Annotated in this window: 8 protein-coding genes; all 8 read left to right on the top strand. The window is 43.7% G+C overall.

Annotated features, from left to right (window positions below; translation table 11 throughout):
* The first annotated feature begins 27 nt into the window (after window positions 1-27).
* The 8 genes from porV to EHV08_RS05535 all read left to right on the top strand — a co-directional run bounded on the left by porV (window position 28) and on the right by EHV08_RS05535 (window position 11,229).
* Complete coding sequence (gene porV, locus EHV08_RS05570) at window positions 28-1,206, top strand: type IX secretion system outer membrane channel protein PorV (protein ID WP_126678435.1); 1,179 nt, start codon at window positions 28-30, stop codon at window positions 1,204-1,206.
* 13 nt (window positions 1,207-1,219) lie between these two features.
* A complete protein-coding gene (gene ispF, locus EHV08_RS05565; RefSeq protein WP_126678434.1) occupies window positions 1,220-1,696 on the top strand; it encodes a 2-C-methyl-D-erythritol 2,4-cyclodiphosphate synthase in 477 nt (158 codons plus the stop codon).
* Between the two features lie 383 nt (window positions 1,697-2,079).
* Window positions 2,080-2,844, top strand: coding sequence for an HmuY family protein (locus EHV08_RS05560; RefSeq protein WP_126678433.1), 765 nt, complete (start codon window positions 2,080-2,082; stop codon window positions 2,842-2,844).
* 127 nt (window positions 2,845-2,971) lie between these two features.
* Window positions 2,972-5,200, top strand: coding sequence for a TonB-dependent receptor (locus EHV08_RS05555; protein ID WP_126678432.1), 2,229 nt, complete (start codon window positions 2,972-2,974; stop codon window positions 5,198-5,200).
* A 5-nt stretch (window positions 5,201-5,205) separates the two neighbouring features.
* Window positions 5,206-9,504 (top strand): cobaltochelatase subunit CobN, encoded by a 4,299-nt coding sequence (locus EHV08_RS05550; protein ID WP_126678431.1) that lies wholly within the window; start codon window positions 5,206-5,208, stop codon window positions 9,502-9,504.
* 50 nt (window positions 9,505-9,554) lie between these two features.
* Window positions 9,555-10,208 carry a hypothetical protein gene (locus EHV08_RS05545; protein ID WP_126678430.1) on the top strand — a complete coding sequence of 218 codons (654 nt, stop codon included), beginning with the start codon at window positions 9,555-9,557 and terminating at the stop codon, window positions 10,206-10,208.
* Between the two features lie 92 nt (window positions 10,209-10,300).
* Window positions 10,301-10,903: a MotA/TolQ/ExbB proton channel family protein gene (locus tag EHV08_RS05540; RefSeq protein WP_126678429.1), complete on the top strand. Its 603-nt coding sequence runs from the start codon at window positions 10,301-10,303 to the stop codon at window positions 10,901-10,903.
* Entirely contained in the window at window positions 10,900-11,229 is a 330-nt protein-coding gene (locus tag EHV08_RS05535) for a DUF2149 domain-containing protein (protein ID WP_126678428.1), read from the top strand. Before EHV08_RS05540 ends, EHV08_RS05535 begins: the two co-directional genes overlap by 4 nt.
* Window positions 11,230-11,759: the final 530 nt, after the last annotated feature.

Genomic DNA, 11,759 nt, shown 5'->3' with positions numbered 1-11,759 from the left:
AAGTGCGTCACAAAATATCATATCAAGATGAACCGGAAAATAAGAATAACAATCATGGCTATGGCAGTTCTTTTGGCCATTAGTGCGAAAGCGCAAGACAAGAAGAACTTCTTCAATCCCGTGAATACCTCTGTGACATCGCAGAGCATTGCACCCGATGCACGTTCTGCCGGAATGGGCGATGTCGGTGCTGCTACAGACCCGGACGTTAACTCGCAGTATTGGAATCCTGCGAAATACCCATTTACCATAAGCCGTGCCGGAGTGGCGTTGAACTACACTCCGTGGCTGCGCAGGCTTGTTGGCGATATGGATTTGGCTTGTCTTGCAGGCTATTATCGCATCGGCGATTATTCTGCCGTGAGTACTTCGCTGCGTTATTTCTCGCTTGGCGAGGTGATGATGGGTTCTGGTGTAAGTCAAGATGACGGCATGACAATCAACCCATACGAGATGTCTTTCGATGTGGCCTATTCGCTTATGCTCAGTGAAAAGTTCTCGATTGCTGCCGGAGTGCGTTGGATATATAGTGACCTTACTTACGACTATAATGAGGATACCGCTCCCGGTTCGGCTTTTGCGGCCGACCTCGCGCTCTATTATCAGAACTATATAAACCTTGGCTCACGCGAGTGCCAGTTGGGCTTGGGTATGAATATAAACAATATCGGTTCGAAAATCAATTTCGGAGGCGACAATCGCAGTGAGTTCATACCGACAAACCTGCGTCTTGGAGGCTCTCTGATGATACCGATTGACGAGTATAACCGCTTCACTGTTTCTGCCGACGCTAACAAGTTGCTCGTTCCTACATATCCGAAGATAAGGGACGGCGAGTCTAAGTCAGACTATGAAGACCGTGTGCTGCGCGAATACTACGACGTTTCATCAATCAGCGGAATCTTCAAGAGTTTCAGCGATGCTCCCGGTGGCGCATCAGAAGAGTTGCAGGAGATACAATGGAGTCTCGGCGCGGAATATATCTACAATGACAAATTTGCACTGCGTGCCGGCTATCACCATGAGAGTGAGAACAAGGGAAACCGCAAGTATTTCACTGTTGGTGCCGGATTCCGCATGAGTGTGTTCTCTCTTGATGCAGGTTATGTGATTGCCACAGCAAAGAGTAACCCTCTCGATCAGACTCTCCGCTTCTCACTAACATTCGATATGGACGGAATAAAGGATTTGTTCCATCGTCGTTAATATTACAAGAAATATGATACGCGTTGGTTTTGGTTACGATGTTCACCGCCTTGTTGAGGGGCGCGACCTATGGCTTGGCGGCATAAAGTTGCCGCACGGCATGGGATTGTTGGGGCATAGCGATGCCGATGTACTGATACATGTAATCTGCGATGCCCTGCTTGGGGCGGCCAACATGCGCGACATAGGCTATCATTGGCCTGATACTGCTGCCGAGACAGACGGTATTGACAGTAAGATACTGCTCCGAGAAACGATGAAACTCATAGCCACAAAGGGTTATCGTTTTGTCAATCTTGATGCAACGATATGCGCGGAACGCCCGAAACTGAATCCTCATGTGCCGGCAATGAAGCAATGTCTTGCGGCAATCATGGAGACAGACGAGGATAATATTTCTATTAAGGCGACAACAACCGAACGCCTTGGTTTCACCGGTCGCGAGGAAGGCATATCTGCTTATGCCACCGTATTGATAGAAAAGGAATAACTACACAATATCTTTTAGTTGTCGTAAAAATATAGACGACACATTAACGGCAGGTGCAAAACCTGCTTTTTTTGCTCCACAAACCAGCCACACACTACACTATTACAAGCAGAAAGACAAATACCAATTAGGTGTTATCACATATTATGCTTGATTGTTAATGCCCGAATACCTATTAGTGATTAATTATTTATTATTAATAAGTAGTTGTTATATTTGTGTAATAACATATAAATCAAAGGTTTGGTATTCAATTATTGTAAGTTTGTATGTATGTTTCCGGGATAAATATACTATTTTTTAAGTATTGTGAGTGTTTCTAATTGATTTTAACTTTGCAGTCGATATTTAAGAAACATATTATTAATCAATTTTAAAATCAAATGAAAAGTAAGTTATTTGCGGCAATCTTGTGCCTTGGAATGTTTATGTTGGTGTCTTGTGGAGACGATGACGATTCGAATAACAAGAAACCGGATCCAAATCCCGGTACCGAAGGAAATGTTACACCGGACAAACTTCCGGTGAAAACCTGTAAGTTTGTTGTTCAGGGAAGAAAGTTCGAAGGATATGACAAGTGGGTCTATGTGAACCTTGAAACCGGTGAAACTGAGACAAAAGACGATGTAAACGCCAAGCAATGGCGACAGTATGGACCGGATGGAACAGAGACAGACGGTTTTGGAAAATATAACGTAATTAAAGAAACCCCTGCCGGAGAGCCTAATGCTCCTGCCAAGTGGCATCTCGCATTCCATATCTATGAGCCAATGACCAATGGTGGAGAGGTTTTCATGTCAGACCTTACAGACCTCAATTCTATAAAGGGACTGCCGGAAAATGTTACTTGGGTGGCTGATAAGAAAGTATGGCTGATTGGAGATATGACCGGTATGATGACTACACCGACAACCATCGGATATATTGCCGGTTGGGCAAATCCGGAAATGTATAAATGGCATTACAAGAAAGGTATGGGTGAATACTTCATCACCATGTCAAAATCAGACCCTTCAAAGGCTCCTGTTTTCTTCATGAAGTTTAAGGATGGCAGTTATGCTTTGATACAATATAAGAGTATGCTTGATGAAACAGGCAAGAAGAAAGAAATTACTTTCGACTATAAGTTCGTAAAGGCCAAGAAATAATCAGGTAAGTATAAATTCCATTTTCCAACTCACCGGTGTGCGACCGGTGGGTTGGAAATGGGTTTGTAGGTATTGGAAAAGACTGTGATATAAATTGAAAAACATTCAGACATCAGATTATAGTGGTATGAATAAATTACTTTTTCTGCTCGTTGCGTTGCTCGTTACAGTTTCTGTTTCTGCCCATTCAAATGATGAAACCTCCAATCCGATGCGATATGAGGTGACCGGCGTGGTTACTGACGAGAGGGGAAATCCGCTTGCAGGGGCATCTATAGTGGTGTCGGGAACCAACATTGCAGTCGGGACAAATGCCAAAGGAGAGTTCCGAATCGGTTTTCAGCAAAACTGTAAATATGTATTGAATATCAGTTATGTGGGATATTCTGTAAGTAAAGTAAATGTCTCGCCCGCCGATGACGCGCCTATCGTTGTGAAGATGAAACCTTCTGACTTGAGCATTGATGAGGTTGTGGTGACAGGAACACAGCATGAAAGACCGCTGAAAGATGTGCCGGTGATAACGAGAGTAATATCTCGCGAAGAGATAGAAAACATAAATCCCACAGACCTTACGGCTCTCTTAGAGCGTACTTTGCCGGGAGTGCAGTTTAGTTACAACGAAATGAGTCAGGCCACAGAAATCACTTATCAGGGCATGGACAGCAAAGCAGTGCTCTTTCTTATTGATGGTGAGCGTATAAGTGGTGAGAGTGGGGCTAATAATATTGACTATAACAGGTTCAATGTTGACAACATTGAAAGGGTTGAAGTGGTGAGAGGAGCCGCCGCAACATTATATGACAGCCGTGCAATAGGAGGTGTTATAAACATCATTACGAAGAAAAATGTGCGGCCGTTAAGCATAAACCTACATGCAAGATATGCCGGTATAAACGGCGAGTCGTATGCCGTTTCGGCAGGAGTGAACAAGAAACGTTTCTCTTCACTTACGACTTATGGATTCAGAAAACGCGATACTTACGAAATAAAAGACAAAGAAGGAAAAGTACAAGACGTGATAAATCCCGACGGAACGGTTACGCAAATAAAGGCAGAACCTGAAAATACGTCTATATACGGATATAGGATTATCGATGTGGGACAAAAGTTTGTATATCGTTTCACCGACCGTCTCAGTCTTGATTTGCGTGGCTCGTATTATGCGAACACGCGTCCGTCACCGGCAACACGCCGCTATCACCAACGATACGAAGACTTTGTTGTGAGCAGTAGGCTGAAATGGTATGTTGATGAACGTCAGAACATCGAGTGCTCTTTCCTGAAAGATGTTTATTTGAAGAATAATGTGTATGACCTTATCACAATGAAAGAAAAGGTTTATCGCAATATTAATGACGTGTTCAGATTGTATTACGCCGGTACTTTCGGACAACACGCTATCAGTGCCGGCATTGATTTCAGTACCGAAAGACTGAAACACTATTTCATGAAAGATACCGGCGACGTGAAAATGAACTGCTTCTCGGCTTGCCTCCAAGAAGACTGGCGCATCAATGACAAGCTTAATGTGGTAATGGGAGTGCGTGGAGACAAGGGATTGCACTACAAGTTTCATCTCACTCCGAAACTTTCGGTGCTTTACAGGCCGATGAGCACCATCACCTTGCGTGCCAACTATTCGCGCGGATACCGCATCCCGAATCTCAAAGAACTTTACCAAGAGTTCAATATGGGTGGAATAGGAATAATGATGTATGGCAATAAAGACCTTAAACCGGAAATAGGAAGTCAGATTTCAGCATCGGTGGAGTATGATTACAAGTTGCTGAATGTTTCCGTTTCGGCCTATCATAATCGCTATAATAATAAAATAGCGTATGAATATATTGATCCGGGAAAGTCGTATAGCATGCGTTATGCAAATGCTTTCAATGTGAAAACGACCGGAATAGAAGCCACGGCAAACTACAAGACAACGTTCGGTTTGTCTCTTTCGGGTGCATACGCTTACGTGTATGATTATGATAAGCGCGACGGATACAATATGTCGTGGCTGCGTCCGCATAGTGCACGCATCAATGTTCAGTACAGAAAGAAGATCGGAAAGACAACTACATCGCTGGCCTTCAATGGTAACTGGGTGTCGAGAATTACGAGATATTCTTATAATAGTAAAGAAAATGTGTACATAAGAACGATTTATGACCCGCGCACGATATGCTCTCTGAACCTGCGTTCGGAACTACCACGAAGCATAAATGTGGGATTTATGATTGAGAACTTGTTCAATTATAAAGATAAAGCGGTGGATTCGGCAGTTCAGTTGCCCAACAACGGTATAATGTTCGTGGCCACACTGGGCATTAATATCTCTGATTTGCTAAAACTATAACAATTATGAAAAAGAAGATAATAATAGCAACTGTCATCGCGCTTCTCTTGGTTTTGGGCACGGTAGCATGGAATGTATGGCTTGGAAGGACTAAGGTCGCATTCGTGAATTACCAAGCGATAACTCTCGGACATATAGCAAAAGCAATAGATAATCCGATGATTAAAATATCGGATGTGAGTCTTGACAATCTCGATGAGTTGGATGATTACGACATCGTATTGATAACCTCAATGGGGTTGAGACTCACCGAAGAGCAGAGAGAACGGATAAAGGAGATTGCAGGGAACGGAACGCCGGTGCTGTGCACGATGGTTACTAATCCGGAAAATGACTTCACGAATATGGATTCGATTACTGCCGATACATTGAAGCAGTATATCGGCAGTGGCGGCAGGGAGAATTATCATAACATGTTGTTATACTTGCGCAAGTATGTTGACAAGAAACTTATCTATGCTCCTACCCCGAAACCGGTTGTTGAGCATATAACGAAGTTGCTTTTCCATACCGACCCCGATAAGAAAGACGACGAAGACGCGCAGTTTGCATCTGTTGCCGAATATCATGAGTTCCTGAAAAAGAAAGGAATATGGAAAGATAATGCTCCGGGAATAATAATAACCGGACAAATGGGAGAACCAAAAGAACTTATCGAAAAACTGGAAGCAACGGGTAATATTGTGTATCCGCTAAACTCTATTCGACAGTTTATTGACGAAAAACATTGCGACAGCATCAATGTATCGGCAGTAATAAATATGGCGCACGGGCGTTTGGGCGATAATATAGTTATGTTCTTGAAAGAGAAGAACGTACCCCTGTTCTCGCCACTCAACGTAAATCGCCTCGTTGAAGATTGGGAAAACGACAAGATGGGAATGAGTGGCGGCTTCTTATCGCAGAGTGTTGTGATGCCGGAAATTGATGGTGCGCTGCGCTCATTCGCACTTTTTGCCCATTATATAGGGGACGATGGTCTGCGTTATGTGAAACCTATTCCGGAGCGATTGGAAACATTCGTTAAGACGGTGAACAACTATATAGGGCTGAAACACAAGCAAAATAAGGAAAAGCGTGTGGCGATTTATTATTATAAAGGTCCGGGACAGAACGCCATGACAGCAGGAGGAATGGAAGTGGGAGCCTCACTTTACAATCTTCTTCTTAAATTGAAGAGTGAGGGTTACGATGTTTCAGGACTTCCAAACTCTGCTCTTGAACTTGTAAATATGATACAGTCGCAAGGTGCTGTGTTCGGAACATACGCAGAAGGGGCTTTTAATGACTTCATGAAGAACGGAAAACCGGAACTCATAGATAAAAAGCAATATGAGAGTTGGATAAAGAAAACAATCCGCCCGGAGAAATATAAAGAAGTGGTTAATGCCTTCGGAGAATTTCCGGGAGAATATATGAGTACGCCGGATGGCAAACTTGGAATAGCAAGATTGCGCTTTGGAAACGTGGTATTGCTCCCTCAGAACTCTGCGGGAAAAGGTGACGACTCTTTCAAGATAGCACATGGTACGGATGCCGCACCTCCACACACTTACATCGCATCGTATCTGTGGGTGCAATATGGATTCAATGCCGATGTCCTCATCCACTTCGGAACTCACGGAAGTCTTGAGTTTACGCCAAAGAAACAAGTGGCTTTGGGTGCAGAAGACTGGCCCGACCGACTCGTAGGAGCAATTCCTCATTTCTATCTATATACCATTGGAAATGTGGGAGAGGGACTGATTGCCAAGCGTCGTTCGTATGCCGGACTGCAGTCTTATCTCACTCCGCCATTTATGGAAAGCCAATTGCGCGGTACTTATAAGGAACTGGAAGACAAGATAAAGATATATAATGACAAGGTAGGTAAGAATTTGCCCGGAACAGAGAAGGCTTCGCTCGACGTGAAAGCACTCGCCATAAAACTCGGAATACATCGAGACCTTGGTCTTGATAGTGTAAAAGGCAAGCCATATAGCGCCGATGACATAATGAGAATAGAGAACTTCGCTGAAGAACTCGCAATGGAGAAGGTGACAGGGCAACTCTATACCTTGGGAATACCTTACGAACCGGCACGAATAGAGAGCAGTGTATATGCCATGAGCACAGACCCTATCGCTTATTCTTTGTTCGCTTTAGACAAGTTGAAAGGCCGTGCCGACAACGGTTTGCTAAAACATAAGCCGCTTTTCACACAGCGTTATGTAGTTCCGGCGAGAGGTATGGTGGCTCGATTGCTCTCCAATAATCGCCCTGTGACAGACGAGATGCTGTGTCAAATGACCGGAATATCAAAGCAGGAACTCGAAAAGGCGCACGAAATATATCGTTCGCTCACAGAACCAAATAGTTATATGGGGATGGGTATGGGTAATGGCTCGTCAAGTAGCGGTATGCCGAAAGGAGCGGGTATGAAGTCGGGCAATATGCCGAAAGCAATGACTGATGCCATGAAATCCATCTCTAAGAAAGGCTCTCCGAAAGGAGGAATGCCACCGGCTATGATGAAAGCAATGAGTTCTTCGGGCAAGATGAAAGGACAAATGCCTATGGGTATGATGGACAAAAAACAGGAACAGAAATCTTATTCGAAGCAAGACAAGGAGTTTTCGTACGCCGTAATGGAGGTGGAACGCACAATAAAGAATGTTGGAACATATAAGAAAAACCTACTCGAAAGTCCGATAATCGAGTTAGAAAGTATCATCAACGCGATGAACGGCGGTTATACCATGCCGTCACCGGGTGGCGACCCGATAGCAAATCCGAACACTATTCCCACCGGTCGTAATCTTTTTGGCATAAACGCAGAGGCCACACCAAGCGAAATGGCATGGGAAAAAGGTAAGGAACTGGCAGAGAATACTATCGAAATGTATCGCAAGCGTCACAACGACAGCATTCCGCGAAAGGTTAGTTACACGCTTTGGAGCGGCGAGTTTGTAGAGACAGAGGGTGCCACAATAGCACAGATACTTTACATGTTGGGAGTTGAGCCGATAAGAGATGCTTTCGGTCGTGTGTCAGATATCAAACTGATACCATCCAAGGAATTGGGTAGGCCGCGCATAGATGTTGTTGTGCAGACATCGGGACAGTTGAGAGACCTTGCCGCCTCGCGCCTATTCCTAATCAACAGAGCGGTGGAAATGGCTGCCGAAGCAAAGGACGACAAGTATGAAAACCAAGTTTCTGAAGGTTTGAAAGAGTCTGAACGCTTGCTTATCGACAAAGGAGTGTCGCCCAAGGAGGCACGTCAGTTCGCTTCCCGACGCGTGTTCGGTGGCGTTAACGGCAACTATGGAACCGGTATTCAGGCAATGGTGATGAGCAGCGACAGATGGGAGAAACGCTCGGAGGTTGCAGATACTTATATAAATAATATGGGTGCGTTCTATGGAGATGCCGATAATTGGGAGTCGTTCAAGCAATATGCTTTTGAGGCCGCATTGACACGAACCGATGTTGTCATACAGCCAAGGCAGAGCAACACATGGGGCGCTTTGAGTCTTGACCATGTTTATGAGTTCATGGGTGGACTGAATCTCGCAGTAAACCAAGTTACCGGAAAAGACCCTGATGCTTATCTTAGCGATTATCGCAATCATAACAATATGCGAATGCAGGAAGTTAAGGAGGCGATAGGAGTAGAAAGCCGCTCCACAATATTCAATCCTTTCTATATAAAAGAGAAGATGAAAGGCGGGGCAAGCGCAGCGGGTGGCTTTGCAGAGATAGTGCAGAACACTTACGGATGGGAGGTTATGAAACCTAATGCCATAGATAACGAGTTCTGGGATGAGTTGTTTGATGTTTATATCAATGACAAACATAATCTCGGAGTGAAAGACTTCTTCGAGCAGAAGAATCCCGCCGCAATCGAAGAAATAACCGCGGTGATGCTTGAAAGTGCGCGTAAGGGAATGTGGAAAGCCGGGAACGAAAAGGTCAGAGCATTGTCACAGTTACATATTGAACTTGTTAACAAGCACAAACCCTCATGCTCCGGATTTGTTTGTGATAATGTAAAACTGCGCGATTTCATTGCCGAAAACTCTTCAGACAAGACTTCTTCTAAATTATATAAGGATAATATAGAGAAGATAAGAGAAGGACAAGTGAATGGAAAGCAGGGCATGAAGATGAAGAAAGAGACTCTTGGCGATGATGCCGACAACGATAAGAGTGTGCTCAGCAACGTTGTTGTCAGTGTGGTTGCAGTGGTTGTGATTCTGGCATTGGTACTGATAGTGCGTCGAAGCCGCAGACAAAGAGAGACCGAAGACAATCACAAATAATGGAGTCTGTTGTATCTATATTGATGATTTTGGTTTGTTTCAATTTCGTATTGAAACAAACCTTGGTCGCACGAACCACAATGTTTGTGTCTGTTGTTGTGCTGTCGCTCTTCGTTGCACTTGTTTGGAATGTGGCAATAGAGCAATCTAAGACACAGATAAGTGCATGGTTGGCCGACAGTGCTTTGATGCTCGACATCGCTGTGGTGCTGAGTGTTGATGTCATTGTGCAACTTGCATATTGCATTTTTGTTATTCGTGTGCCGCAATACAGATTGGCAAAACGTCGAACACGTATCGTCGGAACTCTCCTTACCATGTTTCCAGGGGTGGCAATCTTCCCTATCGTGTTCGGCATTCTTGTCGAAGCAATATTCACTCTCACCGGAACTTCATTCCAACTCATTGCTTACGGCATGTCGGCCATAATACTTTTGCTCGTTCCTACCGCAGTCTTGTTGTTGCGGAAATTTGTCGGCGAGCGTGAAGTGCGTATCGAAATGCTCTTCCTTTCAGAAGTACTTGTGGCAATGTTCGGCATACTTGCCACTGTTAATGGCAATGTCAAGAACAGCCATTCTAATGACATCGACTGGCTTGCACTGGCCGGATTTTTTCTGTTATTTATAATACTTGCGTCCGTGGGCTTTGCTTCTCATACATTTAAAAACAAAAAGAGAATAAAAAAAAGAGAACAACAGTGATGCTTTGGCAGTCAATATCGGTATCCGATTATATGGCATCGCCTGCCGAAAGGCGGTTCTCATAAATATTGAACATAAAATAAAACGTAAAAATGACATACATATCAGATTTCTTATTTTGGATTTCAACGGGATTGTTAGTGCCCGTAATAATTCTGCTGTTGATTTTCTTTGGGCGTTCATTGGTGCTTATCGGTACGTTCTTCGGTCGCTATATCAATGTTAGAAAGATGCAATACGTAGTGAAAAAAGAATTTGAAACGCTCTCAATCGACAATATTGAAGGTCTTGAAGAACGTCTGCCGAAGAATGACTCCTCGCTTCTGATGGTTTATGCACATCGCATATTGGAGGTAAAAGACAGTAGGGCGAACGTCGAAAGACTGCTGGCACAGTATGAAGTTGAGGCCGACAAGGATATGGGAGTTTCAAAAACACTCTCAAAACTTGGTCCGGTGCTCGGATTGATGGGTACACTGATTCCTATGGGACCTGCTCTTGTAGGTCTGTCAACCGGTGATATTGCTTCAATGGCTTATAACATGCAGGTGGCTTTTGCCACCACTGTGGTAGGTCTTTTCTCCGGAGCGGTGGGAGTGGTGACGCTACAGGTGAAACGGCGTTGGTATATGCAAGACATTATTCAACTTGAGTTCTTGTCGGAGTTGTTGAACAATAAAAACGCAAAAGTATGAGAAAGCGCAGACTCTTATCCGCCAATGAGGACGTTGACCCAATGAGTGTGGTTTCCAATCTCTTTGATGTGGCTATGGTGTTTGCCGTCGCCCTGATGGTTGCTTTGGTAACGCGATACAGCATGACGGAGATGTTCAGCACGGCAAATTTCACAATGGTGAAGAACCCGGGCAAGGAAAACATGGAGATAATAACCAAGAAAGGGCAAAAAATAGAGAGATATACGCCCCAGAAAGACCAAAGTAAAACCTCCGGAACGAGTGGAAAAAAAGTGGGAATAGCATACGAACTCGAAAACGGAGAGATAATTTATGTGCCCGAATGATACAGGGATAAGGGCTTGTATGTAATGAAATAAAGAAGAGATGTGTTTGCTTTGACAGGCATTTATATTTCTATGCGTAATGGACATTGGGTAGGCTTGAATTACCAGCCTACCCAATGTCCATTAATAATATTAGAGAGATTCTCTGCTTACCCAATGTCCATTATACCAGAAAGTACTATTTGCAGGGACAGTAGAGCCAAGATTTCTCGCTTTTATGTTTTTTGCGGACACCAATAATTCCCATAAAAGAAACGCGCTACAATTCTCAACGAACTGTAGCGCATAAAAATATGTTTAACTAAAAAAACCTTTCTGAATGGAAAGGTAACCTCACGGCTCCCTTTGTCATCCTAAACAATCATGAAAAACTTACCTAAATCTAATAACTAAAAACCTAAATTTTTACTACTAACCTAAACAATCTATTAACCTTTTGATGTTGCAAAGGTATGAAGTTTGTGAGATACGTGCAACAAATATATTCATGATATACCTTTTTTCGTGCTTTTCTTGAGGTAAATCAATGT

It is taken from the genome of Prevotella koreensis (assembly GCF_003977605.1).
GTDB lineage: Bacteria > Bacteroidota > Bacteroidia > Bacteroidales > Bacteroidaceae > Prevotella > Prevotella koreensis.
The sequence above is the reverse complement of the archived record's forward strand: the minus strand, read 5'-3'. Positions and strand labels throughout refer to the sequence as shown.

Coding starts and splice junctions, on each gene's coding strand:
- ispF (WP_126678434.1), top strand. CDS start 1,220: ATGATACGCGTTGGTTTTGGTTACGATGTTCACCGCCTTGTTGAGGGG.
- EHV08_RS05550 (WP_126678431.1), top strand. CDS start 5,206: ATGAAAAAGAAGATAATAATAGCAACTGTCATCGCGCTTCTCTTGGTT.
- EHV08_RS05555 (WP_126678432.1), top strand. CDS start 2,972: ATGAATAAATTACTTTTTCTGCTCGTTGCGTTGCTCGTTACAGTTTCT.
- EHV08_RS05560 (WP_126678433.1), top strand. CDS start 2,080: ATGAAAAGTAAGTTATTTGCGGCAATCTTGTGCCTTGGAATGTTTATG.
- EHV08_RS05540 (WP_126678429.1), top strand. CDS start 10,301: ATGACATACATATCAGATTTCTTATTTTGGATTTCAACGGGATTGTTA.
- porV (WP_126678435.1), top strand. CDS start 28: ATGAACCGGAAAATAAGAATAACAATCATGGCTATGGCAGTTCTTTTG.
- EHV08_RS05535 (WP_126678428.1), top strand. CDS start 10,900: ATGAGAAAGCGCAGACTCTTATCCGCCAATGAGGACGTTGACCCAATG.